The following is a 24,616-nucleotide window of genomic DNA, read 5'->3' as shown; positions in this document are numbered from 1 at the left end:
ACGTCAGTCTCGTTCCGCTGGGCCCGGTGATGCGGCTGAATCGGGAGTGTTGCCGGCGTCGGGCAGGAGCTTGCCCGGGTTGAGAATGCCGCTGGGATCGAGCTCGTTCTTCACGGCGCGCAGGATGCGCACGCCGAGGTCGCCGATCTCCTCGCCCGCCCACGGGCGGTGGTCGGTGCCGACGGCGTGGTGATGGCTGATCGTGCCCCCGGCGGCGGCGATGGCGTCACCGACGGTGCACTTGACGCGGCTCCACTGCGCGAGCGGGTCGGTCTCGGCGGCGGAGAAGAACGTGAAGTACAGGGATGCGCCACCGTCGTAGAGGTGCGAGACGTGGGCCTGGACGACGGCCTTCTCCCCCACCGACGCGTGGATCGCCGCGACGACCTTCGCGTAGAGATACGGGATGTTGCTCCACATCGTCGCGGTCTCGAGCGTCTCGACGAAGATGCCGCGATCCATGAGGTGATCGCGCTGGTAGGGGCCGCGGAAGCGGTGCGACATCCAGTGCTCGGCGATGCTCGACGGCGCCTTGCGCCCGCCCTCGGCCTTGAGGATGCGCTCGGCACGTTTGCGGCGCGCGGCGAGGTCTGCGGCGTCGGTGTCCTCCCACTGGAGGACGCCGAGGCAGGGGTGCTTCATGCCGCGCAGGCCGAGGTAACCCATGGCCGGGATGCCGGTGCTCGCCTGGGCGAGCACGATGAGGCTCTCCTCGACGTCCGAGAGTCGGCTGACGTCGGGCATGACGCCGTGGCCGAGTTCCTGCGCGAGACGGCGGAAGGCGGTGAGGCCTTGCTCGAAGGTCGGGAAGGCCCAGGTGGCCTGTTCGGATTCGGTCGGAGCGGGGTGCACCTGCATCGTCACCTCGGTGATGACGCCGAGCGTGCCCTCGCTGCCGATGAGAACGTCGATGAGTTTCGGGCCGACTGCGGTGGCCGACGTCGGCGTCCGCCCACCGAGGCTGAGCTCGCCTTCGGGCGTCGCGAGTTTCACGGCGACGACGTTCTCCTCGAAACGGCCGTAACCGCTCGAGGCCTGGCCGGAACTGCGCGTGACGAGGAAGCCACCGACGGTGGCCTGCTGGAAGCTCTGCGGGAAGTGGCCGAGGGTCAGGCCGTGGGGCTCGAGGGCCGCCTCGACCTCGGGGCCGCGCATGCCGGGCTGTAGCACGGCCGTCATCGAGGTCTCGTCGAGGTCGAGCAGGCGGTTGAGGCGCCGCAGGTCGAGACTGATGACGGCGGCGAAGCGGCCACGCACCGGGTCGACGCCGCCGACGACGCTCGTGCCGCCGCCGAAGGGCACCACCGCGACGTCGTGCGCGGCGCCCGTGCGCAGCACCGCGACAACCTCGTCGGAGGTTCCGGGGAAGACGACGGCGTCGGGCGCGTGGCTGCCGTCGCCGGTACGCAGGCGGTAGAGGTCCGGGTAGCTCTTGCCACCGGCGTGCTCGACGCGGTCGAGTCGTTCGGTGCTGACGTGCTCCGCACCAACGGCCGAGCGCAGCGCCTCGAGGGCGCCGGCGTCAATGGCCGGTTCAGGGAGACGAACGTCGTCGAGGGTGACGGGCGGGGTGTTGACGGCGGCAGGCTCGACGCCGCGCACCAGCTTGAGGGCGCGCCAGACGTAGCCGGGCAGCACCGATTTCGCCTCGGGGTCGCCCCAGCCGTGCCAGATCGAGCGCTGCGGGAGCTGCGTCAGGAGATTCGCCATGGCCACATCATGCCCGATGTGAGACACTTCGACAACAGATGTCTCAATGTCTCAGGAGTGGTCGTGGAGGACAGCATCGACGAGCGCGTGCTCGCGGCGACACGCGCCGAGGTCGTCGCGTTCGGCCTGCGCAGGGCGACGATGACGTCGATCGCCAAACGGGCCGGCATCGGTCGGGCCACGCTCTATCGACGCGCTACGTCACTCGACGAACTCGTGCGCGACGCGCTGGTCGACGACTACGCGCGCGTGGCCGGAGAACTCGCTGACGTGGCCCATGCCGCCGGTGAACGCACGACACGGGCCGACATCGTCCGGCTCGCACGCGCGATTCTCGAGAAGTTGAGCCAGGACGCGCTGTTGCGCGCGCTGCTCGACCACGACCCCGAGTTATTGCTGCCGTATCTCGTCGATCGGCTCGGGCGCAGCCAGGAGATCCTCGTCGCCGGGTTCGAGAACGCGCTACGCGAAGCCCAGTTGGAGGGAAGCGTCCGGGCTGCAGACCCGCGGGTACTCGCCGTCGGCGCGCTCCAGGCACTCACGCCGTTCGTCGTGAGCCGTCGGGTGCTCGAAAGCGTTGCGCCGCACGAGATGTGGCTCGACGAGGCCGCCCACTTGCTCGACGCCTACCTCGCCCCGAAGGAGCCCGCATGAGCACGCCGATCGATCGCAGTGCCCTCAACGCTGCGCAGCGTGCCGCGGCCCTGCAGCGCCTGGCGAACGAGCGGTACGACGTCATCGTCGTCGGCGGAGGTGTGACGGGGGCGGGCGTCGCGCTCGACGCGGCGTCGCGCGGTTTGCGGACGGCGCTCGTCGAGCGGGTCGACCTGGCGGCGGGGACGAGCCGATGGAGCAGCAAGCTCGTCCACGGTGGGTTGCGATACCTCGCGAAGGGAGATCTGCCGATCGCGTACGAGTCGGCGCGCGAACGTCATCACCTCATGACGACGATCGCGCCGCACCTCACGCGCCCGCTCGCCAACATCGCGCCGGACACCTCCCCCGCCGAGAGTGCGCTGGCCGACACCGGCATCCTGCTAGCCGATGGCTTGCGGCGCGCGGCCGGGACGCCGTCGTCACTCTTGCCGCGGCCGAGGCGCGTCAGCGCAGATGCCGCGCGCCGCCTCGTGCCGGGTGTTCGCGCCGGGACGCGCGGGATCCGCTTCACGGACGGTCAGCTCGAGGACGACGCGCGCTTCGTCGCGACGCTGGCGCGGACTGCGGCCGCGCACGGCGCCGATGTCGTGACGCGGTGTGGCGCAGTGCCGCTCGACGCGGACCGCGTTGAGCTGACGGACGAACTGACTGGTGAGAGTTTCGTCGCGCACGGGCACGTCGTGCTCGCGACGGGTGTATGGAGTGGCGAGACGGAGCCCGCGATCAGTGTGACGCCGTCGCGCGGCTCGCACCTCGTGCTGCCCGCGGCGGCGTTGGGGCATCCGACGGCGCAGCTCAACGCGCCGGTGCCGGGTCACTTCGGACGGTTCGTGTTCGCCGTCCCGATTGGCGACGAGCTCGTGTTGCTGGGGCTGACGGACGAGCTGGATGCGAACGCGGACCCGCTCGCGCCTTCGGTGCCCCATGCGGACGAGCGGTTCCTGCTCGAGACGATCAATGCGTCGATGGAGCGGCCGCTCACTTCGGCGGACGTCGTGGGCCGCTTCGCGGGGTTGCGTCCCCTCGTTGCGCTGTCGAGCGCGGTTGCCGGCGGGAATGCCCCGACGGCGGACGCGTCGCGCAAGCACCTGCTGCTCGACGAGCCGGGTCGGCCGATCACGATCACGGGCGGCAAGTTCACGACGTACCGGCGCATGGCCGAGGACGCGGTGGACGCGGTCGCGAAGCGCGTCGACACATCGACACAGGTGCGCGACTGCCGCACGACAGAGCTGCCGCTGCTCGGCGCTGCACCGCGTGACGCGCTGGCCCGCTCCTCCGCGACGCCGCGTTACGTGCGCCGGTACGGGACGCTGGCGTCACAACTCGACGAGCTCGTGTGCGTCGACCCGTCCCTGGCGCGGCCGGTGGCTGACGGGTGCGCGACGACCCGCGCGGAGTTCGCGTACGCCATCTCCCACGAGGGCGCGCGGCTGCCGAGGGATCTCGTGGACCGCCGCACCCGCGTCAGCTTCGTGGACGCCCACGTGCCCGAGGCGACCGAGACGGCGCAGGAGTTGCTGGAAGCAGCCGGCGTCACCGACTGACGGCAGGGACGACAGAAAGTCTGAGGGGCTGCACTGATCAGTGCAGCCCCTCAGACTTTTTCACGATGTCGGGGTGACAGGATTTGAACCTGCGACCTCGTCGTCCCGAACGACGCGCGCTACCAAGCTGCGCCACACCCCGCGACTCTCGTCATTGTCGCCACCGAACACGTTCGGCAGCGACACCACACTGTACATGGGCGAATCGGAGCACGCGAATCCGCCATGGGCTACGGTGACGTAACCGGCATCACATCCAGATCGGCTCCCGCACCCGAGGTGATTCACGATGACCGCACAACTGCAGTCGCCGCACACGTCCCGCGTCGACACGGGCCCCACCGAAGTGGGTGAACGCCTCCTGCGCAGCGCCGAGATCAAGAGCTTCGACCCGCTCGTCGACATCGACTGGGACGCGCCCCTGCACGCCGACAAGCACGGCTTCTCGCCCGAGTGGAGCTCGCTGTTCGGCACCGACTACTGGGACGAGCTCACACCCGAACAACAGGTGCGCCTCACGCGTCACGAGGCCGCCTCCGTCATGAGCATGGGCATCTGGTTCGAGATGGTGCTCCAGCAGATGATGCTGCGCGACCAGTTCCTCGGCCGCTACCACGACGCCGAGTTCCAGTGGACCCTCACCGAGATCGCCGACGAGTGCCGTCACTCGATCATGTTCGCGCGCGCCTCCGAGCGCATCACCGGCACCAGCTACTACCCACCCGCCCACGTGCAGCACCTCTCGCGCCTGCTCAGCCACGTCGCGGGCGGCGAGTGGGCGTACGGCTCGATCCTCGTCGCCGAGGAGATCCTCGACGTCCTGCAGCGCGGCGTCATGGCCGACGAGCGCGTGCTGCCGCTCGTGCGCAAGGTCAACGAGATCCACGTGCTCGAGGAATCGCGCCATATGCACTTCGCACGCGAGGAGATGCGCGCGTCCCTGGCCAACGCGAGCGCCGCCCGGCGTCGCGCGTCCGGCAACCTCATCGCCACCGTCGCGTACTTCATCGTCCGCTCCCTCATCAGCCCGCAGGCCTACGCCGACGCCGGCCTCGACCCGGCCCGCGCCGTCCGCGAAGCCAAGGCCAACACGCACTTCCACTCGATGCTGCGCTCGTCGTGCACCCACCTCGTCGACTTCCTCGACGAGTGCGGCCTCCTCACGTCGCGCGCCGTGCGCATCTACCAGCGCATCCACGTCATCTGAGGCGCCGTGCCCTTCGCCATCACGAACAGTTGCTGCACCGACGCCGCCTGCGTGCGCGTCTGCCCGGTCGGTTGCATCCACCCAGCGCCCGGTGAGCCGGGTTTCGGCACGAGCGAGATCCTTCACATCGACCCCGCCTCGTGCATCGACTGCGGGGCCTGCGCCGACGCCTGCCCGGTCGGTGCGATCTTCCCGGTCGACCGCCTCGGCGCGCACGACGCGATCTACGCCGACATCAATGCCGCCTATTACTCGGGTTCAAGCGGCTCAACCGGCTCCGACGAGGCGGGCCCCGACCCGGGCGGTGCCGCTGCTTCGCAGCGACGTCACGTCGCCGACGATCTCGACGTCGCCGTCGTCGGCACCGGCCCCGCCGGCATGTACACGGTCAACGAACTGCTCGCGCGCACCGAAGCGCGCATCACCCTCATCGACGAGCACCTCACGCCCGGCGGTCTCGTACGCAGCGGCGTCGCGCCGGACCACCCCCACACGAAGCAGATCGAGCGCGCCTTCGCCCTCGCGCTGCGCCACCCGCGCGTCGAGTTCCTCGGCGGCGTTCAACTCGGGCGCGACGTGACGCTCGCGGAACTCGGCGAGCAGTTCGCTGCCGTGTTCCTCGCCACCGGGGCGGACGCCGCGCGTCGACTCGGCATCGACGGCGAGGACGCGCCACGCGTCACGAGCGCGCTCGACGTCGTCCGCTGGAGTGGCGGCGTGCCGGGCTTCGACACCTCGCCGCTGCCGGAGGCGAACCTCGGCCGCGCGGTCGTCGTCGGCACCGGCAACGTCGCGCTCGACCTCGCGCGCCTGCTCACGCTCTCTCCCGACGAGCTGGGCCGCACCGACGTCGCCGACCGCACCCTCGACTGGCTGCGCGTCCACCGGCTCGACGACGTCGTCCTGCTCGGACGCGGCGACGCGGCCCACGCGGCGTACACCGAAGCCGAGTTCCGAGCCCTGGACCGCATCCCCGGCCTCACAGTGCGCCTGGTCGACGCCGAGGAACCGACTCCCTCGTTCGAACCACACGCCGGCGCACGGATCACCGTCGTGTTCGGCTCCCGCATCGAACAATTCGTCGACCACGGGGGGCACGTCGGCGTACGCGTGGAGCGCGTTGACGGTCCGGCGCAACTCGACGCGGACGTCGTCATCACGTCGCTCGGCTACGACGTGGACGCCGAGGGAGCGACGACGCTCGGGCTCCCCCACGACCCAGCCACCGGCGCCTACCGCCACGAGGGCGGGCGCGTGGTGACCACCGGTGCCGTGCGTGACGGCGCGGGCATCTACGTCACAGGCTGGGCGAAACGTGGAGCGCGCGGCGGCATCGGCGCGAACCGGCTGTGCGCCGCCGAAACCGTCCAGACGTTCGTCGACGACGTGGCGGGCGGCGTCATCGTCTCGCCGAAGCGCACCCGGGACACCCTGCGCGATGCGTTGCGCCTCAAGGGCATCTCGACGACCGACGCCCGCGGCGCCCGCGCCATCGACCGCGCCGAGCGCTCACGCGGTGAGGCCGCCGACCGTCCGCGCGTGAAGTTCGTGACGACCGACGAGCTCGCTCGCACGGCGGCCCGCGGGCGTCGCCTCAGCGTCCGCGGCCGTAGCGCTCGCGGGTGAACGACGCGAGGTCGCCCGCCAGACGCTCGAGCGTCGCTGCAGCGTGATGCCCGCGTTGCCACGCGGCGTGCAGACGCACCGTCAGGGCCCGCCCGTCGTCGTCATGGATGGCCAGTGGCACGAGCCCGAAGCGCGGGTCGTCGGTGAGCACGCAGACGCCGCGCGCGGATGCCGCGACGGCCTGCGCCACGACGGGTGAACCGAACTGCGCCGTCGGCTCCACGCCGAGCCCGGCTGCGTTCATCGAGGCGTCGAAGATGCGCCGCGCGTGGAAGCTGCGCTCGAGGAGCAACAGGTCGGCCTCGGCCAACTCCGTGAGGTCGACGCCTTCGCGAGAAGCCCACGGATGCGTCGGCGCCACGTACGCCCACAACCCCAGCTCGGCGACGATGCTCGAGGCGAAGTCCCGCGGCGGCGCGACAGGTGCGACGACGAGATCGGCCCCGCGTCGCAGTGTTTGGTAGATGCCGTCGACCTGCGCCTCGTCGATACGTGGCAACGGCGCGTCCGCGCCCCACGTCGCCACCCACGGCGCCAGGACGTCGTCACGCGTCGTTCCCGGCGCGACGAGACGCACGTGCTGCAACCGACCGGCCGCCACTCCCCTGGCGGCAGTGCTGACGTCCTCCGCCTGCCGCAGGAGTCGGCGCGCCACGGGCAGCACGTCGCGCCCCGCGGAGGTGAGACGCAGACGCCCGTCCTCACGGTCGAAGAGCCGGATCTTCAACTGCCGTTCGAGTTGTTGGATCTGCCGCGTCACGGCGGGTTGGCCGACCCCCAGACGCTCCGCGCCGGCCGTCACCGTGCCGGCGTCGGCCACCTCGACGAAGCAACGCACCGCGCGCAGTTCCATGCCCTCACCTCACGCCGACGAACCCCTCGCAGGGTCATTCCAGATTGGAATGCCAATCATCGAAAACTGATATTGGACAGCATAGGTGCGAGCGGCGAGAGTTGGCCTCAGACCCTTGTGTCCACCACCGCGCACGACGGCGGTGGCCCCAACCTTCGAGAGGAAGCCGACGATGACCACGTCCTCGCAGATCCCCCAGGAGCGCAAGCTCGTCACCTCGATCCCCGGCCCGAAGAGCCAGGAGCTGCACCAGCGCACGAAGGCTGCAGTCTCCGCGGGCGTCGGCATCGGCCTGCCGGTGTACGTCGAGCGTGCGGGCGGCGGCATCCTCGTCGACGTCGACGGCAACCAGCTCATCGACTTCGGCTCCGGCATCGCCGTCACGAGCGTCGGCAACTCGGCCCCGAAGGTCGTCGAGAAGGCCAAGAACCAGCTCGACGACTTCACTCACACCTGCTTCATGGTGACGCCGTACGAGGAGTACACGGCCGTCTGCGAGAAGCTCAACGAGCTCACCCCCGGCGATCACGAGAAGCGTTCGGCGCTGTTCAACTCGGGCGCCGAGGCCGTCGAGAACGCCATCAAGATCGCACGCCACCACACCGGCCGCACCGCCGTCGTCGCGTTCGACCACGCCTACCACGGCCGCACCAACCTGACGATGGCGCTCACGGCCAAGAACATGCCGTACAAGCAGGGCTTCGGCCCGTTCGCCTCGGACGTCTACCGCATGCCCATGGCCTACCCCTTCCGTTGGCCCGGCAACCCCGAGACGATCGTCGAGGACGCCTTCGAGGCATTCACCTCGGCCGTTCACGCGCAGGTCGGCGAGCAGAACGTCGCCGCCGTCATCATCGAGCCCATCCAGGGTGAGGGTGGCTTCATCGTGCCGCCGACAGGCTGGCTCGCGAAGATCGCCGAATGGTGCCGCGAGAACGGCATCGTCTTCATCGCCGACGAGGTGCAGAGCGGCTTCTGCCGCACCGGCGACTGGTTCGCGTGCGAGGCCGAGGGCGTTGTCCCCGACCTCATCACGACGGCCAAGGGCATCGCGGGCGGTCTGCCGCTCGCTGCCGTGACGGGCCGCGCCGAGATCATGGACGCCGTCCACGCCAGCGGCCTCGGTGGTACGTACGGCGGTAACCCCGTCGCCTGCGCCGGTGCGCTCGGCGCCATCGAGACCATGCAGAGCGAGAACCTGCCGGCGCGCGCCAAGGAGATCGAGAAGATCTTCCGCGAGCGCCTCGGCGAGATCGCGAAGAAGCACGACGTCATCGGCGACATCCGTGGCCGCGGCGCCATGATGGCCGTCGAGATCGTCAAGCCGGGCACGAAGGAGCCCGACGCCGACCTCACGAAGAAGGTCGCAGGCCTGTCGAACAGCGAGGGCGTCGTCACCCTGACAGCCGGCACGTACGGCAACGTCCTGCGCTTCCTTCCGCCGCTCGTCATCGACGACGCGCTGCTCGGCGAGGGCCTCGACATCATCGCGGCCTCGTTCGACTCCGCTCTCTCCTGACCCTTTTGTCGGACCTGCCCACTAGCGTGAAGGGCAGGTCCGACCTCGTTCTTCGCTCCAGACAAGGAGATTCGTTCCATGGTTGATGTCAAGAAGCTCATCGGCTCGGTTCCCACCGGCCTGTTCATCGGTGGCGAGTGGCGTGACGCCGAGGGTGGCAAGACCCTCGAGGTCACGAACCCCGCCACGGGCGAGGTGCTCGCGAAGGTGGCCGACGCGTCGCCCGCCGACGGTGACGCCGCCCTCACCGCGGCCGCCGAGGCGCAGGCCGAGTGGGCCGCCACCCCGGCCCGCGACCGTTCGGAGTTGCTGCGCAAGGCGTTCGAGCTCATCACCGAGCGCGCCGACGACTTCGCCGCGCTCATGACCCTCGAGATGGGCAAGCCCTTCGCCGAGGCCAAGGGTGAGGTGAGGTACGGCTCCGAGTTCTTCCGCTGGTTCGCCGAGGAGGCCGTGCGCATCTCGGGCACGTACATGCCCGCGCCGAACGGTGCCTCGCGCCTGCTCACGATGAAGCAGCCCGTCGGCCCGTGCATCATGGTGACGCCGTGGAACTTCCCGCTCGCCATGGGTACGCGCAAGATCGGCCCGGCCCTCGCGGCCGGCTGCACCATGGTCATCAAGCCCGCTTCGGAGACGCCCCTGACGATGCTCGCGCTCGCTGCGCTGCTCGAGGAGGTCGGTGTGCCGAAGGGCGTCGTCAACGTCATCACGACCACCGACTCCGGTGGCGTCATGGAGCCGCTCATCCGTGACCCGCGTGCCCGCAAGCTGACGTTCACCGGCTCCACCGGTGTCGGCCGCAAGCTCGTCGAGCAGAGCGCCGAGCAGCTGCTGCGCGTTTCGATGGAGCTGGGTGGCAACGCGCCGTTCATCGTCTTCGACGACGCCGACCTCGACGCCGCCGTCGAAGGCGCCATGGCCGCCAAGATGCGCAACATCGGTGAGGCCTGCACCGCGGCCAACCGCATCTACGTGCACGCCGATGTGGCCGAGGAGTTCGGCGACAAGTTCTCCGCCAAGATGAAGGCGATGACGGTCGGCAACGGCATGGACGAGGGCGTCACCGTCGGCCCGCTCATCACCGAGAAGGCCGTCAAGAACGTCAAGCGCCTCATCGAGTCGGCCGTCGGCGACGGCGCGACGAAGGTGTGCGGCGACGACGAGGTGCCCGCCGGCGGTCACTTCGTCGCCCCGACGGTGCTCACGGACGTCTCGCCGACGTCGGACATCGTGCGTGAGGAGATCTTCGGCCCGGTGGCCGCGATCCAGACGTTCACCGACGAGGACGACGTCATCAAGCGCGCCAACGACACCGAGTACGGCCTCGCGGCGTACTTCTTCACCACCGACTTCTCTCGCGCCATGCGCGTGTCCGAGAAGCTCGAGTACGGCTTGGTCGGCGTCAACGCGGGCGTCATCTCCAACGCGGCCGCACCGTTCGGTGGCGTCAAGGCATCCGGCTTCGGTCGCGAGGGTGGCTTCGACGGCATCGACGAGTACCTCGAGACGAAGTACGTGGGAATGACGATCTGATGTCGGACGCCATCTACAAGGTCACGAACCCGCTGACGGGTGAGGTCGAGGAGACCTTCCCGACGGCGAGTGACGAGCAGGTCAAGGCCGCGCTCGAGGCTGCGTACGAGGCGCGTGCGTCCTGGCGTGCCACCCCGCTCGAGGAGAAGGTCGCGGTGATGAACCGCGTCGCGGACCTCTACGACGCACGCCAGGACGAGCTGGCCCGCATCATCGGCGTCGAGATGGGCAAGCCCTCCTCGCACGCGACGGGTGAGGTGTGGCTGGCCGGTGACATCCACCGGTTCAACGCGAAGCACGCTGCCGAGGCCTTGGCCGACGTCGAGCTCGACCTGGGCGAGCGGGACGGGCGCGCGTTCATGCGCAAGGAGCCGATCGGCGTCATCGTCGGCGTCATGCCGTGGAACTACCCGTACTACCAGGTGGCTCGCTTCGCGGCGCCGAACCTGTTGTTGGGCAACACGATTCTGCTCAAGCACGCGCCGCAGTGCCCGCGTTCCGCGGCCGTCATCGAGGAAATCTATCGCGAGGCCGGCGTGCCGGAGGGTGTCTACACCAACCTGTACGCGACGAACGAGCAAATCGCCTCGCTCATCGAGGACCCGCGTGTGCAGGGTGTTTCGCTCACCGGTTCCGAGCGGGCCGGTTCGGCCGTCGGCGAGAACGCCGGGCGCAACCTCAAGAAGGCCGTGCTCGAACTCGGCGGCTCCGACCCGTGCATCGTGCTGCCGGACGCCGACCTGGAGAAGGCCGTTGCGGACGGCGTTTCCGGGCGCTTCGAGAACTCGGGGCAGGCGTGCAACGCGGCGAAGCGGTTCATCGTCATCGGCGACGAGGCGTACGACTCGTTCGTGTCGCGTTTCTCGGAGGCCGTCGAGGCGCTCGTCATGGGCGACCCGGCGGACGAGAAGACCGACGTGGGCCCGCTCGTCAACGAGGACGCGGCCCAGGGCATCCAGTCGCAGATCGACGACGCCGTGCAGGCGGGCGCTCGTGTCATCACCGGTGGCACGCGGCCCGACCACGCGGGTTCGTTCGTCACGCCGACGGTCCTCACGGACGTCACGCCCGAGATGCGCGCGTGGTCGGAGGAGATCTTCGGCCCGGTCGCCGTCGTCTACAAGGCGAAGGACGAGGCCGACGCGGTACGCATTGCGAACGACACTCTGTTCGGGTTGGGCGCCTCGGTGCACTCGGCGTCGGTCGACGCCGCGATGCGCGTGGCCGACCAGCTCGAGTCGGGCATGGTGTCGATCAACGAGCCGCCCGGCTCGTCATCCGAGTTGCCGTTCGGCGGGGTGAAGCGCTCGGGCTTCGGGCGCGAGCTCGGCACGTACGGGTTCGAGGAGTTCAGCAACCACCGGATGATCCGCATCGCCGGCGACAAGGCGGCCGCCTCGTCCGAGTGACGCCGGTTTCCCCGCTTGCGCGAGATATCGCGCGATCGGGGAAAGTCGACAACGAAACGTCCCCACATGCGCGACATCTCGCGCACGTGGGGACGTTTCGTTTCGGTGCGGTGCGATGGTCGCCCTCGCGGTGCCGGCAACCGTTGGGCAGAGTTTCCTGCGGTTGGGCCGAGGCAACCACTACCCAACCGCAGGGAAGTCTGCCCAGCGACGACGAGCGACTCCCGTCAGCGGGCGCCGACCGTCGCCAGCTCGGCCGGCTCGTCGGCCGTCACACTCGGCTGGGCCGAGGCGGCCCCTACCCAATCGCAGGAAAGCCTGCCCAGCGCCAAACGTCCGCACCAACGACGAACCGCCCGCCGCCCGCTGATCAGCGAGGCGACGGGCGGCACGACCCGAGACGGATCGTCAGCTCATGGCAAACATCTCGAGGTGCGTCTTGACGACGATGACTCGCGGGCCGGTGACCGACGCGTCGAACGTCGCACGCAGAGCGTCGGTGAGCTCCGAGTAACCCGCGTCGTCACCGACCGAGACCTCCTGCGCCTCGACGCCGAACGCCTTGGCAAGCGTGATGAAGTCCGGGCGGGCGAGCCCGGTGTGGGTGGCCTGCCCGAAGGTGGCCACCATGTACTCGCGCAGGATGCCGTAGCCGCCGTCGTCGACGATGAGCCACGTCACCGGGATGCCGTGCTGCACAGCGGTGGCCAGCTCCGAGATCGAGTACATCGCCGAACCGTCACCCGCGACGGCGACGACGCGCTCGCTGCCGCCGACCGAGAACTCCGCGTCGACGTCGGAGAGCTTCAGCCCGCGCTTCTCCGCGAGCGCCACGGCGCCGCCGAGGGCTGCGGGGAACGCGAAGCCGAGGCCGCCGGCGCCCTGGCCGGAGTGGAAGCCGCCGGTGCGGCCGTCCCAGCAGTTCCAGCCCCAGTAGGCGGCGATCGTCATGTCCCAGAACGTCGGCACATTGTCGGGGATGCCTGCACGGATGGCGTCCATGAACGCGCGCTCGTGCGCGAGGTCCTGCCCGTCGAGGCGCTCGACGATGGCCTTGCGCGCCTCCGCGGCCCGCTCGGCGCCCGACTCGCGACCTTCCGTCGGCTGCGAGGGGTAAGCCGAAACGAACGCCTCGAGCGCGGCCTTCGCGTCACACGCGATACCGAGTGCGGGGTGGTTCGACTCGAGCACGCGCGGCTCGGCGTCGACGTGGATGAGCTTGCCGGACGGCTCGAGCGTGAAGTAGTTCGACGTCACCTCACCGAGCGACGTGCCGACGGCGAGCAGGACGTCGGCGTCGGCGAGCAGGTCGGTGACCGCACGGTCCTCGACCCACGACCCCATCGACAGCGGGTGCTCGACGGGGAAGCCCGAGTTGCCGCCCGGCGAGCAGACGACGGGGGCGTCGAGCTTCTCGGCGAGGGTGAGCAGCGCCTTCTCCGCACCGGCGCGGCGCACACCACCACCGGAGACGATGGCGGGACGCTTCGCCGAAGCGAGCAACTGCACTGCGGCCCAGACGAGTTCGGGGCGCGGCCCCTCGGGCGTCGGGGAGGCGTTGGCCGTGCGGATCGGCGGGATCTCCGTCTTGGCGAGCAGGACGTCCTGCGGCACCTCGACCCAGACCGGCCCACGCGGGTAGGTCATCGCTTCCAGCCACGCCGACTCGATGGCCGTCGGGATGGCGGCGTGGTGCGTCACCGTGCGCTGAGACTTCGTGACGTCGATGGCGGCGCGACGCTGCTCGTCGAGCTGGTGAAGCATGCCGCGACGCGCGCCGCCGAGGCCGGAGACCGGCACCTGCGACGCGACGACGACCATCGGAACCGAGGTGGCGTACGCCTCCTGCAGACCCGGAAGCGCCGTCAACGCGCCGGGGCCGGTGGAGAGGAAGAGCGCCGCCGGCTTGCCCGAGACGCGCGAGTACCCGTCGGCCGCGAAAGCAGCGTTGTTCTCGACGCGGCTGCTCATGAAGTGCAGCCCCGAACGGCGCAGCGCGTCGAACAGGCCCAGCGCGTGCTGGCCCGGGATGCCGAACACGGTCGTCGTGCCGAGCGCCTCGAGCGTCTCGACGACGAGGTCGCCACCGTTGCGGATCTTCGGAGCGGCTTCCCCTGCCGCCGTCGAACGGATCTGTTCGCTCACTTGTTCTCCCCGTAGGTCGTGTTGGACTCGCCGTAGGCCGGGCCGCCCGCGGGGGCGTCCTTGCCGAGGGCGAGCAGCGACATGTACTCGTACACGACGTTCGCGGCGGCAAGGCCCGTGAGCTCGGCGTGGTCGTACGGCGGGGCGACCTCGACGACGTCGGCGCCGATGAGGTTCGTGCCGCGCAGGCCGCGCAGAATCTCGAGCAGCTCGCGCGACGTCAGACCGCCCGGCTCGGGCGTTCCGGTGCCGGGCGCGTGGGCCGGGTCGAGAACATCGATGTCGAGCGAGACGTACAGCGGACGGTCGCCCACGCGCTCACGCAGGAAGCCGACGACCTCGTCGACACCCATGCGCACGACGTCGTTGCTCGTCACGACACCGAAGCCGAAGCGTGCGTCGTCCTCGAGGTCCTGCGTGCCGTAGAGCGGGCCGCGGGTGCCGACGTGGCAGACGCCCGAGGAGTCGATGATGCCTTCCTCGAACGCGCGACGGAACGGCGTGCCGTGCGTGTACTCGGCGCCGAAGTAGGTGTCCCACGTGTCGAGGTGGGCGTCGAAGTGCAACAGCGCGACGGGGCCGTGCTTCTTGGCGTGCGCGCGCAGCAGCGGCAGGGCGAGGGTGTGATCGCCGCCGATCGTGATGAGCGACGTGTCGTCGCTGACGAACTGCGCCGCGGCCTCCTCGGCCGTCTTGAGCGCCTCGTCGATGTTGAACGGGTTGAGTGCCACGTCACCGGCGTCGGCGACCTGCAGCTCCGCGAACGGCGAGACCGACTGCGCGGGGTTGAACGGACGCAGGAGGCGCGAGCTCTCACGCACGTGCGTCGCACCGAAGCGCGCACCGGGGCGGTAGGAGACGCCCGAGTCCCAGGGCATGCCGACGACGGCGACGTCCGCCTTGGACACGTCCTCGATGCGCGGCAGGCGCGCGAAGGTGCCCAGGCCCGCGTAGCGCGGGGTGAGGGCGGCGTTGACCGGGCCGATGCGGCCGTTCGTCTCGACGCGGGGGTGGTCCATGTCGTGAGCTCCTTGGGTCGGCCCGGGTTATCGGGCGACGCCCAGGTAACGTGCGTTCGATCACAATCAGGTTAACGGACGTGTTTACCCAGGGGAATCCGTTGTTTGTTAAGAGTCGATCTCTTACATTGGTCGAACCCCCACTCCATGTGACGCAGACGACACACCGTGCCGTGCCACCCATCCAGCGAAGGAGGCCCTTTCCGTGGACCTCAACCTCGCGATCGTCGTCCTGTATCTCGTCGCCATGCTGGCGTTCGGGTTCTGGGGTCGCTCGCGCACCAAGAACAGTTCGGACTACCTCGTCGCCGGGCGTCGCCTCGGTTACTTCCTCTACACCGGAACGATGGCGGCCGTCGTGCTCGGTGGCGCCTCCACCGTCGGCGGTGTCGGCCTGGGTTACAAGATGGGCCTGTCGGGCATGTGGCTCGTCGTCGCCATCGGCGTCGGTGTTCTGCTGCTCTCGCTCCTGTTCGCCGGCACGATCCAGAAGCTGCGCGTCTACTCCGTCAGCGAGATGCTCGACCTGCGCTACGGCCACAAGGCCACCGGCGCGTCCAGCATCGTCATGCTGGCCTACACGATCTTCCTCTCGGTGACGTCGACGGGCGCCTACGCAACCGTCCTCCACGTTCTCCTGGGCTGGGACCGCTGGCTGTGCATCGTCGTCGGCGGTGGCGTCGTGCTCGTCTACTCCGTCATCGGCGGCATGTGGTCGATCACGCTGGCCGACCAGGTGCAGTTCATCATCAAGACGATCGGCATCTTCGCGCTCATGCTGCCGTTCACGCTGAGCAAGGCCGGCGGCTTCGACGGCATCCGTGAGCGCATGGGTGACCAGGCGTTCAACCTCGTCGGCGACAAGAACTTCGGCGCCGACCCGCAGACGATCCTCACCTGGTTCGTCGTCTTCACCCTCGGCCTCCTCATCGGCCAGGACATCTGGCAGCGCGTGTTCACGGCCCGCTCCCCCGAGGTCGCTCGCTGGGGTGGCGCTGCCGCCGGCATCTACTGCATCTTCTACGGTGCGGCCGGCGCCGTCATCGGCATGGCGGCCCACGCCTCGCTGGGCGACAAGATCAAGGTGAAGGACGACGTCTACGCCGAGGTGGCCGACAAGATCCTGCCCGCCGGCATCGGCGGTCTCGTGCTCGCCGCCGCCGTCGCCGCCATGATGTCGACCGCGTCCGGCGCGCTCATCGCCGCCGCGACCGTGGCCCGCAACGACGTCGTGCCGATGATCACCGGCAAGGCCAAGGCCACCGGTGAGTCGGCCGAGGACCCGCACAGCGACAAGAACATCCGCGAGAACCGCACCTGGGTGCTCGGCCTGGGCATCGTCATCATCGCCATTGCGGCGTGGATGAGCTCCCTCAAGGCCGGCGGGGACATCGTCGTCGCATCCCTGACGATCGCGTACGACATCCTCGTAGGTGGTCTGCTCATCGCGATCCTCGGTGGCTTCGTGTGGAAGCGTGGCAACGGCCAGGGCGCTGCGGCGTCGATGATCGTCGGCACCGTGGTCACGCTCGGCACGATGGCCGTTCTCGCTGTTCAGCTGGGCGACCCGCTGCTCGGCATCCTCGACAACAAGCCGATCTACTTCGGCCTGCTCGCCTCCCTCGTCACGTTCGTCGCGGTCTCGCTCGCGACGAAGCCCGTGCGCCCCGAGGTGCGCGAGGCGTGGGACGCTCGCGTCAGCGGTCGCATCGAGACGGAAGGTGTTCGCACCTCCTGATCGAGGCGAACGCGTCGAACGGCGCCCGACGGTGACTTGCATCTCACCGCCGGGCGCCGTTTGCTTGATGCATGACCCAGAATCCGAACCCTTACGGCGACCCGCAGCAGGGTCAGAACCCTCAGCAGTACGGCGGGCAGACCGGCGCCTACGGTGCGCAGAACCTCCAGCAGCCTGGCGGGTACGGCCAGCAGGGCTACGGCGCGCCGCAGCAGCCTCCGTACGGCGGCTACCAGCAGCCGCAGCAGTTCGGCCAGCAGTACGGCCAGCAGCCGTACGGCCAGATGGCGCCGAAGCGCAGTGGCGTCGCGACGACGTTCGGCATCATCCTCGCCATCGTCGCCGGCATCATCGCACTGGGTGCGTTGGGCTCGACGGCCCAGAACCCGCCCTACGGAAGCGGCGCGGCCTACACGATCGGCTGGTTCATCGGCATGGCCATCTTCGTCGGCGTCCCGGCCCTCGGTGCCTACCTGTTGCTGACATCGCACAAGCGCAAGGCCAAGCGCCAGACCTGGTAATCGACGCCAAGAAGGCCCCATGAGTGCGACATGTCGCGCCCATGGGGCGTTCTCGTGCGCAGATTTCCCCACAAGCGCGGCATGTCGCGCATGTGGGGACGATCAGCGGCTGTCGGGCACGAGCGTCATGAGGACGAGCGTCTCCTCGTCGTGGAGGTTGCGCCACGTGTGCGGCTCGCGGCCGGGGAAGGTGAGCGTGTCGCCCTCGCCCACTTCGAAGGTCTCGTCGTGCATACGCACCTCGAGTCGGCCGGTGACGACGTGCCACACCTCGACGTCGCAGTCGATGGCGTAGAGCTCGTTCTCTCCCGCGCCTCCCGGCGCGATGACCGCGCGCAGCACCTGCACGGCACGTTCCTCGCGGCTCGTCACGAGGCGCTCGTCGATGCCGTTTCCGCCCAGGTCGACGGGCGAGGCCTCCTCGAGCCGCACCAGCGACGTGCGCGGCGCCGTGAACAGCGAGCCGACGTCGATCTGCAGCACCTGACACAGCGTGACGAGTGACGCCACGGACGGCGACGTCAGGTCGCGCTCCACCCGGGAGAGGAAACCCTTCGTCATGCCGGCGAGCTGAGCCGTCTGCTCCAGCGTGTAGCGGCGGGCCAGGCGGGCGTTACGCAGGCGCGCGCCGACGGCCACGCTCTCGCGCAGGCCTTGAACCGGTAGCGACTTCATGCGCGCCTCTCGTCCCGAGTTGAGTTGCGCGAAACCCTACCCGTTCGCTGTTCCACCGAGGGAGACCGTCCGAATTCGGTTTCAGTCCAGGCTGATCGGGCCGTACTCGCCGAGCAGTTCGCCCGGTCCGGGGTTTTCCGGGCTGCACTCGCCGCCGAGATGCTTCATGACACCCCAGACGGCGTTGAGGCCCGTCTGCACGGCGCCCTCGGCCCAGCCGGCCGTCCACGAGATGTCGTCGCCCGCGAGGAAGAGGCCGCGCTGGTGCTCGGGCAGGTCGTCCTTCGCGAAGTGCGTGAACAGCCGCTGCTGGTAGCGGTAGTGCCCCGGCAGGTTCGCCTTGAACGCGCCCATGAAGTTCGGGTCCGACTCCCACGACACCGTGATCGGCTGCCCGACGACGTGGCTCGCGATGTCGACGTCCGGGTAGATCTGCGCGAGCGAGTGCAGCATGAGCTCCATGCGCTGCGTCGCGTCGAGCGACAGCCACTTCATCGCGTCGTCGTTCCACGTGTACGACAGCAGGATGACGCCAGGCTTGTCCGGGCCGTCGTCGAGCAGGTACGTGGCGCGGTTGAGGCGGTCGGTGAGCGTCATCGACATGACGTCCTGGCCGGTCTTCGGGTCCTTGTCCTTCCAGAACGGCCGGTCGACCATGACGAACGTCTTCGAGCTCTGCATGTAGTGCGAGCGTTCGAGCGCCATCCACATCTCCGGGGAGAACAGGGCCTCCTCGGTGTCGATGCGCGTCGACAGCAGCCACGACTGGCAGCTCGTGATGGCCGCCTTGTACGTCGCCTTGCGGCCCCAGCGTTCGGAGATCTCGATGTCGCCGTTCTCCGCGCGGCGGATGCGGCGCACCTCCCCCGCGGGAGCTCCGTTGTGCAGCGACCGCAGCGACGTGCCGGCCGGCCAGTGCTTCATCTCGGCCGGCTCGTACGCCCACAGCCCCTCCGGCAGACGCTGGGCGCCACCGAGGATGCGGCGGTGACGGTCGTCGGCGTCGGTGTAGACGACGCGCAGGATCTCGAGGATGGAGTTGGGGAAGTCGGTGTCCCAACCACCCGTGCCGAACCCGACCTGGCCGAACGCCTCGCGCGCCGCGAAACCCGCCTTCTTGAACGCGTCACTCGCCGCGATGAAGCCGTAGAACGTCTGCTCGTCCATGCGCGGCACGAGCTCGTTCCAGATGCGCTTGATCGTGGGCACGTCTCGCTCACGGATGGCGGTCTGCATCTCGAGGAACTGCGCGTCGTCCTCGACCGCGGCGCGCCAGGCGTCGGCCACGTGGGTGAAGAACTCGGGCAGGTCGGCGGGTGTCTCGGCGTAGTGCTTCACGCCGCCCAGCTCGACGACGGTGCTCGGCGTGACCTCCGAGAGCGGGTTGGGGAACGCCTCCGTCTCGAGGCCGACCATGTCGATGTAGTGGTAGAGCGCTTTGCTCGACTCGGGGAAGCGCATGCCGCCGAGGTCGACCGTGACGTCCTTCGCGGCGGCGAAGCTCTCCGAGCGCAGGCGCCCGCCGATGCGGTCGGCTTCGTAGACGACGGGCTTGAGGCCCATCTTCATGAGTTCGAGGGCCGCGACGAGGCCCGAGACACCGCCACCGACGACGGCAACCTCGGTGCCGTACATCTCCTCGGGCACGCTGCCGAGGCCGGCAGGGTGTGCGAGGAAGTGGTCGTAGCTGAAGGGGAAATCAGGGTTCAGCATCGTGATCGGAGGCTGCTTCGCGGCCCCGTCACTCGGAAACTCGGTCACTGCTGTCATGTCACCTTCACCCCTTCGGCGGTCGACTGCCGATCCGCGCGAACCCACGATGCCACAAGGAGGCGACGGACGTTGCTCCGAAAGCAACCATCGTCTTCAACCTGTTCGAATGTGAGGTCCGAGAAGCTCAGCCGTCGCGCTCCCAGGCGGCGTACGTCGTCGGGCGGCGACGGCCGAGGTAGTCCACCTCACGGCGAGCGGCGTCGATGTCGTCGCGCGTCACGTCGCCGAGGATGATGCGGGGTGCGTCGTCGCCCTCCGCGAGCAGACCGCCGTCGGGCCCGACGATGACGCTGCCGCCACCGAGCACGAGCCCGTCCTCCTCCCCCGTGTGGTTGGCGTAGGCCAGCGCGACGCCGTTCTCGAGGGCGCGGGCGCGTAGGAGAACCTGCGGTACGTCATCGAAGCCGGCCGCGAGCGCCGTCGGTGCGAGGACGACGTCGGCCCCGGCCACGGCGGCGGCGCGCACGGCCTCGGGGAACTCGACGTCGAAGCAGATGAGCAGTGACACCCGCAGACCCGCGAGCTCCACCGTCGTCGGCGGGGCCTCGGAGCAGGCGAAGGCCCGCGGTTCGTCGTCGCCGAACAGGTGCACCTTGCGGTACGTCAGCGCGAGTTCACCGTTCGCGTCGAAGAGCACGGCGCCGATGTACTGGCGTCGCTTGTTCTCGGAGAGTTCCTCGACCTGCGGGTAGCTCGCGACGAGTGCCACTTTGCGGTGTTTCGCGATGCGTCCCAGCTCCGTGAGGATGCCGTGCTCGGCGTCGGGATCGACGGTGCGCAGCAGCAGCGGCGCGTACCCACTGACGAACAGCTCCGGCGTGACGAGGACGTCGGCGCCGTCACCGGCCGCCCGCGCAGCGGCCTCGTCGATCGCCCGCAGATTGGCCGCCTGATCCCCGACGTTCGCGTTCGCCTGCATCACCGCAATTCGCATGGTGTGAGCCTAAGCGTCAGACCTTCGGCGTCGCCCGCTCGATGATCGCCGCGGTGTCGATGCCGCGTCCGAGGGTGCCGAACGCGTTGCCTGCGACGCCGGTGAGGCGCGAGCCGGTGAAGCCGTCGGCCACTGCCGGGTGACCGAAACGCACGAGCAGCGAGCCCTGCAGCGCGAGTGCGAGGCGTTCGACGACGGTGCGTGCCCGGTACTCGAGTTCGCCGGTGTCGGCGAACTCGTTCTTGAGCTCGGCGACGTAGGCGTCGAAGTGGGCGTCGCCTCCGGCAGCGGCGTCGAGTTCGTCGAAGAGAACCTCGAGCGACTCGGGCTGACGGGCGATGGCGCGCAACGTGTCGAGCGCGGCGACGTTGCCGCTTCCCTCCCAGATCGACAGCAGCGGCGACTCACGGAACAGGCGCGGCATCCGCGAGTCCTCTGCGTAGCCGTTGCCACCGAAGCACTCGAGCGCCTCGACGGCGTGCGACGGCCCGCGCTTGCACACGTAGTACTTGCTCACGGCGAGACCGATGCGGCGCAGCATGGCCGCGCGCTCGTCGCCGGCGTGGGCCTTGTCAGTGAGGCCTGCGAGCCACAGCGCCACCGTCAGGGAGGCCTCGGCCTCGATCTCGAGATCGGCGATGACGTTGCGCATGAGCGGTTGATCGATGAGCGACTTGCCGAACGCCGCACGGTGCGTGACGTGGTGGGCGGCGCGCTGGATGCCCTGCGTCATGATCGTCGCGCTGCCGATCACGCAGTCGAGGCGCGTCACGTTGACCATCTCGATGATGGTGCGGACGCCGCGGCCCTCGTCGCCGAGGCGGTAGGCGACGGCGTTCTCGTACTCGATCTCGCTGCTCGCGTTGGAGTGGTTGCCGAGCTTGTCCTTGAGGCGCTGGATGCGGATCGGGTTGCGCGATCCGTCCTCGAGCACGCGCGGCACGACGAAGCAGGTCATGCCGCCGGGTGCCTGGGCGAGCGTGAGGAAGATGTCCGACATCGGGGCCGACGTGAACCACTTGTGGCCCACGAGGCGGTAGGTGCCGTCGGGCTGCGGTGTGGCGCTCGTCGTGTTGGCGCGCACGTCGGAGCCGCCCTGCTTCTCCGTCATCGACATTCCGGCGATGATTCCGGGCTTCGTCGGCGCGTAGGCGAGGTTCGGGTCGTAGCCGCGGGCCGTGAGCAGCGGCGTGTAGCGCGCGGCCAGTTCCTCGTCGGCGCGCAGTGCGGGGACGGCGGCGTACGTCATCGTGATCGGGCAGCCGTGCCCGGCGTCGGCGGTGATCCAGGCCGAGTACTTCGCCGCGCGCACGAGGTGCGCGTTCGGGTCGTCGCTGGCCCACGGCGCCCCGTGGAGGCCGAAGCGCGTCGCGTGCTCCATGAGCGAGTGGTAGGCCGGGTCGTACTCGACCTCGTCGATGCGGTTGCCGAACCGGTCGTGCGTGTGCAGCCGCGGCACGTTGCGCTCGGCGAGGTCGCCCCAGCGCAGTGCCTCACTCGAACCGGCGAGCGCACCGACCTCGTCGAGTTCGGCGAGCGACTCGCCCGCATCCGCCCGTTCGAGCGCTTCGCGCAGCACGGGGTAGGCCGCCGGGTTGTAGTCCTCGAGCGGCGTGGACTGGTTGAGCACCTCGTGGGTCTGCATGGTCTCTCCTCGTTCGGATCAGGCGGCGGCGTAGGGGTGGGGGCTGAGGCCGACGGTGCGGCGAAGTTCGGCGCGGTAGGCGTCGTACGTGCGACGCAGACGCTGCGCCGGCCAGTTCTTCGGGGCCAGGCTCTCGGGCAGCATCGGGTCACTGCGCAGATGGCGGACGGTGGCCGCAGCCACGGCGAGACGCGTGGCCTCGTCGACGTCGGGGTTCTCGAAGGCGCGGACGAGTGCCTCGGCGCGAGCGGCCCACTCGTCGAGGTTCCACAAGCGGGCGACGAGGGCCTTCGCGGCCACTTCACCGCCATCGGGAATGGCAGTGAGGTGGACGAGTTCGTCGCGCTCGACGCGGGCCCCGGTCAGGTTGTCCGGGCGCATCCACACGCCCTCACGCAGTTCACCGAAGCGCGCCGCGCTCATGGCCCGACGCAGCTCTCCCCGATCGCTCGCGCTTCGACTGCCGGCCCCGACGACCACGGCCGTCACCCACCCGCCGTCGAATGGTTCTGTCGCCGGGGCGAGTTGCGCGAGCGTCGCCTTCTGGCGCGCGGCGAGCCGGTCGGTGAGGGCGTAGACGCCGTCGGCCGTCGTGAGTTCACCGGCGGCGACGAGCCGCGACAGCGCGACGCGCATCGTCGGGCCACTGATGCCGAAGGTCTCCCCGAGACGCACGAGGTCGGCGCCGCGAAGCTCGGGCGGCTCCGCGCCGAGCAGCAGGCTGAGGGCAGCGGAGCGCGCGCTGAGAGGACGCAGGTCGCGCACCCAGGCCTCGGCACTCGCGGTCTCACTCACGGTCCAAGTATTACGTTTCACCAACGCTCGTGACAAGGGTGTAACACCAATCGGGCGAAGAAGTCCGCCGCGGCGTCGAGGTGAGGTGAGGCACGATGGATTCATGAGTGACTTCTCGCGCAACCCCCAGCTCAACCGCCTCCTCGGCATCGACGGTCTGCTCACCGAGGACGAGCGTGAGGTGCAGGCCCTCGTGCGTCGCTTCTGCGACGACCAGGTGCGCCCGCACCTGCCGACCTGGTACGACGAGGCCACCGTGCCTGCGCGTGAACTGGCGAAGGGCCTCGGCGATCTCGGTCTGCTCGGCATGCACCTCGAGGGCTACGGCTGTGCGGGTTCGACGGCGACGACGTACGGCATCGCCTGCCACGAGCTCGAAGCGGCCGACTCCGGCATCCGCTCGCTCGTGTCGGTGCAGGGCAGCCTCGCGATGTTCGCGATCTGGCGTTGGGGCAGCGAGGAGCAGAAGAACGAGTGGCTGCCCCGCATGGCCGCGGGCGAGGCCATCGGGTGCTTCGGCCTGACCGAGCCGGACTTCGGTTCCGACCCCGGCGGCATGCGCACCTTCGCCAAGCGCGACGGCGACGACTGGGTGCTCAACGGCACGAAGATGTGGATCACGAACGGCAGCGTCGCCGACGTCGCCGTCGTCTGGGCGCAGACGGACGACAAGATCCGCGGCTTCGTCGTGCCCACCGACACTCCCGGCTTCACGGCCACCGAGGTGACGAAGAAGATGTCGCTGCGTGCCTCGGTGACCGCCGAGCTGTCGCTCGTCGACGTCCGCCTGCCCGCCGACGCGGTCTTCCCCGAGGTGCGCGGTCTCAAGGGCCCGCTCTCCTGCCTGTCGGAGGCGCGTTTCGGCATCGTCTTCGGATCGATCGGCGCGGCCCGCGACAGCCTCGAGACCGCCATCGACTACGCCGAGTCGCGCAAGGTCTTCGGCAAGCCGCTCGGCGGCTACCAGCTGACGCAGGGCAAGCTCGCCGACATGACGCTCGAGGTGAGCAAGGGCATGCTTCTCGCGCTGCACCTCGGGCGCCTCAAGGACGGCGACGGCGTCACGCCCGAGCAGATCAGCCTCGGCAAGCTCAACAACTGCCGCGAGGCCATTGCCGTGGCGCGCGAGTGCCGCACGATCCTCGGCGCGAACGGCATCTCCACCGAGTACTCGCCGATCCGTCACGCCGGCAACCTCGAGTCCGTCATGACGTACGAGGGCACGAGCGAGGTGCACCAGCTCGTCATCGGCAACGCACTGACGGGCGAGCCGGCCTTCCGCTGACAGTGGCTCACCTCGACATGTG

19 protein-coding genes and 1 tRNA gene are annotated in these 24,616 nt (G+C 69.4%); 10 read left to right on the top strand and 10 right to left on the bottom strand.

All coding sequences use genetic code 11. The features are described from left to right. Positions 1–3: 3 nt before the first annotated feature. The gene (locus H7F30_RS05055) at positions 4–1,710 is read right to left on the bottom strand and encodes an FAD-binding oxidoreductase (protein WP_187037166.1); all 1,707 of its coding nucleotides are present in this window, start codon (positions 1,708–1,710) and stop codon (positions 4–6) included. A 63-nt stretch (positions 1,711–1,773) separates the two neighbouring features. On the opposite strand from H7F30_RS05055, the gene H7F30_RS05050 reads away from it, so the two are divergent. Then, entirely contained in the window at positions 1,774–2,364 is a 591-nt protein-coding gene (locus H7F30_RS05050; RefSeq protein WP_187037164.1) for a TetR/AcrR family transcriptional regulator, read from the top strand. Further along, entirely contained in the window at positions 2,361–3,914 is a 1,554-nt protein-coding gene (locus H7F30_RS05045) for a glycerol-3-phosphate dehydrogenase/oxidase (RefSeq protein ID WP_187037162.1), read from the top strand. Before H7F30_RS05050 ends, H7F30_RS05045 begins: the two co-directional genes overlap by 4 nt. 68 nt (positions 3,915–3,982) lie before the next feature. Here the strand turns inward: H7F30_RS05045 and H7F30_RS05040 are convergent. Further along, positions 3,983–4,056, bottom strand: a tRNA-Pro gene (locus H7F30_RS05040). A 147-nt stretch (positions 4,057–4,203) separates the two neighbouring features. Here H7F30_RS05040 and H7F30_RS05035 point away from each other — a divergent pair. Together H7F30_RS05035 and H7F30_RS05030 are read left to right on the top strand one after the other, a co-directional pair. Next, complete coding sequence (locus H7F30_RS05035; RefSeq protein WP_187037160.1) at positions 4,204–5,121, top strand: diiron oxygenase; 918 nt, start codon at positions 4,204–4,206, stop codon at positions 5,119–5,121. A gap of 6 nt (positions 5,122–5,127) precedes the next feature. Continuing rightward, positions 5,128–6,747 (top strand): FAD-dependent oxidoreductase, encoded by a 1,620-nt coding sequence (locus tag H7F30_RS05030; protein WP_187037158.1) that lies wholly within the window; start codon positions 5,128–5,130, stop codon positions 6,745–6,747. Here the strand turns inward: H7F30_RS05030 and H7F30_RS05025 are convergent. Continuing rightward, on the bottom strand, positions 6,716–7,600 hold the full coding sequence (locus tag H7F30_RS05025) for a LysR family transcriptional regulator (RefSeq protein ID WP_129664839.1): 885 nt from the start codon (positions 7,598–7,600) through the stop codon (positions 6,716–6,718). The two genes, H7F30_RS05030 and H7F30_RS05025, sit on opposite strands and share 32 nt — an antisense overlap. 172 nt (positions 7,601–7,772) lie before the next feature. Between H7F30_RS05025 and gabT the strand changes: the two genes are divergently transcribed. The 3 genes from gabT (at position 7,773) to H7F30_RS05010 (ending at position 12,064) form a co-directional block, all read left to right on the top strand. Further along, entirely contained in the window at positions 7,773–9,119 is a 1,347-nt protein-coding gene (gene gabT / locus H7F30_RS05020) for a 4-aminobutyrate--2-oxoglutarate transaminase (protein WP_187037156.1), read from the top strand. 78 nt (positions 9,120–9,197) lie between these two features. Continuing rightward, entirely contained in the window at positions 9,198–10,655 is a 1,458-nt protein-coding gene (locus tag H7F30_RS05015; RefSeq protein ID WP_187037154.1) for an NAD-dependent succinate-semialdehyde dehydrogenase, read from the top strand. After that, a complete protein-coding gene (locus tag H7F30_RS05010) occupies positions 10,655–12,064 on the top strand; it encodes an NAD-dependent succinate-semialdehyde dehydrogenase (protein WP_187037152.1) in 1,410 nt (469 codons plus the stop codon). The genes H7F30_RS05015 and H7F30_RS05010 overlap by 1 nt, the downstream gene beginning before the upstream one ends. Before the next feature lie 408 nt (positions 12,065–12,472). Here H7F30_RS05010 and H7F30_RS05005 read toward each other — a convergent pair whose 3' ends face one another. Then, complete coding sequence (locus H7F30_RS05005; RefSeq protein WP_187037150.1) at positions 12,473–14,209, bottom strand: thiamine pyrophosphate-binding protein; 1,737 nt, start codon at positions 14,207–14,209, stop codon at positions 12,473–12,475. Next, the gene (speB, locus tag H7F30_RS05000) at positions 14,206–15,228 is read right to left on the bottom strand and encodes an agmatinase (RefSeq protein ID WP_187037148.1); all 1,023 of its coding nucleotides are present in this window, start codon (positions 15,226–15,228) and stop codon (positions 14,206–14,208) included. Before speB ends, H7F30_RS05005 begins: the two co-directional genes overlap by 4 nt. Positions 15,229–15,475: 247 nt before the next feature. Here speB and H7F30_RS04995 point away from each other — a divergent pair, with 247 nt between their 5' ends. Together H7F30_RS04995 and H7F30_RS04990 are read left to right on the top strand one after the other, a co-directional pair. Beyond that, the gene (locus H7F30_RS04995; RefSeq protein ID WP_187037859.1) at positions 15,476–16,966 is read left to right on the top strand and encodes a sodium:solute symporter; all 1,491 of its coding nucleotides are present in this window, start codon (positions 15,476–15,478) and stop codon (positions 16,964–16,966) included. Between the two features lie 71 nt (positions 16,967–17,037). Beyond that, positions 17,038–17,487, top strand: a complete 450-nt coding sequence (locus H7F30_RS04990; RefSeq protein ID WP_187037146.1) for a hypothetical protein — start codon at positions 17,038–17,040, stop codon at positions 17,485–17,487. Positions 17,488–17,589: 102 nt separating this feature from the next. Here the strand turns inward: H7F30_RS04990 and H7F30_RS04985 are convergent, their stop codons facing one another. From H7F30_RS04985 to H7F30_RS04965, 5 genes are all read right to left on the bottom strand, one after another. Beyond that, positions 17,590–18,162, bottom strand: coding sequence for a helix-turn-helix domain-containing protein (locus tag H7F30_RS04985; protein WP_047312513.1), 573 nt, complete (start codon positions 18,160–18,162; stop codon positions 17,590–17,592). Positions 18,163–18,243: 81 nt separating this feature from the next. Then, on the bottom strand, positions 18,244–19,932 hold the full coding sequence (locus tag H7F30_RS04980) for an NAD(P)/FAD-dependent oxidoreductase (RefSeq protein ID WP_187037144.1): 1,689 nt from the start codon (positions 19,930–19,932) through the stop codon (positions 18,244–18,246). Between the two features lie 127 nt (positions 19,933–20,059). Beyond that, complete coding sequence (locus H7F30_RS04975; protein WP_187037143.1) at positions 20,060–20,869, bottom strand: nitrilase-related carbon-nitrogen hydrolase; 810 nt, start codon at positions 20,867–20,869, stop codon at positions 20,060–20,062. Between the two features lie 16 nt (positions 20,870–20,885). After that, entirely contained in the window at positions 20,886–22,514 is a 1,629-nt protein-coding gene (locus H7F30_RS04970; protein ID WP_187037141.1) for an acyl-CoA dehydrogenase family protein, read from the bottom strand. 18 nt (positions 22,515–22,532) lie between these two features. Continuing rightward, positions 22,533–23,309 (bottom strand): PaaX family transcriptional regulator C-terminal domain-containing protein, encoded by a 777-nt coding sequence (locus H7F30_RS04965; protein ID WP_205744875.1) that lies wholly within the window; start codon positions 23,307–23,309, stop codon positions 22,533–22,535. A 103-nt stretch (positions 23,310–23,412) separates the two neighbouring features. Here H7F30_RS04965 and H7F30_RS04960 point away from each other — a divergent pair, with 103 nt between their 5' ends. Then, a complete protein-coding gene (locus H7F30_RS04960; RefSeq protein WP_118915027.1) occupies positions 23,413–24,594 on the top strand; it encodes an acyl-CoA dehydrogenase family protein in 1,182 nt (393 codons plus the stop codon). Positions 24,595–24,616: the final 22 nt, after the last annotated feature.

Source organism: Dermacoccus sp. PAMC28757 (genome assembly GCF_014302635.1).
In the GTDB taxonomy this organism is placed as follows: domain Bacteria; phylum Actinomycetota; class Actinomycetes; order Actinomycetales; family Dermatophilaceae; genus Dermacoccus; species Dermacoccus abyssi.
Note: the sequence above shows the minus strand (reverse complement) of the source record. Positions and strands in the feature narration are given on the sequence as shown.

Coding starts and splice junctions, on each gene's coding strand:
- H7F30_RS05055 (WP_187037166.1), bottom strand. CDS start 1,710: ATGGCGAATCTCCTGACGCAGCTCCCGCAGCGCTCGATCTGGCACGGC.
- H7F30_RS05045 (WP_187037162.1), top strand. CDS start 2,361: ATGAGCACGCCGATCGATCGCAGTGCCCTCAACGCTGCGCAGCGTGCC.
- H7F30_RS05035 (WP_187037160.1), top strand. CDS start 4,204: ATGACCGCACAACTGCAGTCGCCGCACACGTCCCGCGTCGACACGGGC.
- H7F30_RS05025 (WP_129664839.1), bottom strand. CDS start 7,600: ATGGAACTGCGCGCGGTGCGTTGCTTCGTCGAGGTGGCCGACGCCGGC.
- gabT (WP_187037156.1), top strand. CDS start 7,773: ATGACCACGTCCTCGCAGATCCCCCAGGAGCGCAAGCTCGTCACCTCG.
- H7F30_RS05015 (WP_187037154.1), top strand. CDS start 9,198: ATGGTTGATGTCAAGAAGCTCATCGGCTCGGTTCCCACCGGCCTGTTC.
- H7F30_RS05010 (WP_187037152.1), top strand. CDS start 10,655: ATGTCGGACGCCATCTACAAGGTCACGAACCCGCTGACGGGTGAGGTC.
- speB (WP_187037148.1), bottom strand. CDS start 15,228: ATGGACCACCCCCGCGTCGAGACGAACGGCCGCATCGGCCCGGTCAAC.
- H7F30_RS04995 (WP_187037859.1), top strand. CDS start 15,476: ATGCTGGCGTTCGGGTTCTGGGGTCGCTCGCGCACCAAGAACAGTTCG.
- H7F30_RS04990 (WP_187037146.1), top strand. CDS start 17,038: ATGACCCAGAATCCGAACCCTTACGGCGACCCGCAGCAGGGTCAGAAC.
- H7F30_RS04985 (WP_047312513.1), bottom strand. CDS start 18,162: ATGAAGTCGCTACCGGTTCAAGGCCTGCGCGAGAGCGTGGCCGTCGGC.
- H7F30_RS04980 (WP_187037144.1), bottom strand. CDS start 19,932: ATGACAGCAGTGACCGAGTTTCCGAGTGACGGGGCCGCGAAGCAGCCT.
- H7F30_RS04975 (WP_187037143.1), bottom strand. CDS start 20,869: ATGCGAATTGCGGTGATGCAGGCGAACGCGAACGTCGGGGATCAGGCG.
- H7F30_RS04970 (WP_187037141.1), bottom strand. CDS start 22,514: ATGCAGACCCACGAGGTGCTCAACCAGTCCACGCCGCTCGAGGACTAC.
- H7F30_RS04960 (WP_118915027.1), top strand. CDS start 23,413: ATGAGTGACTTCTCGCGCAACCCCCAGCTCAACCGCCTCCTCGGCATC.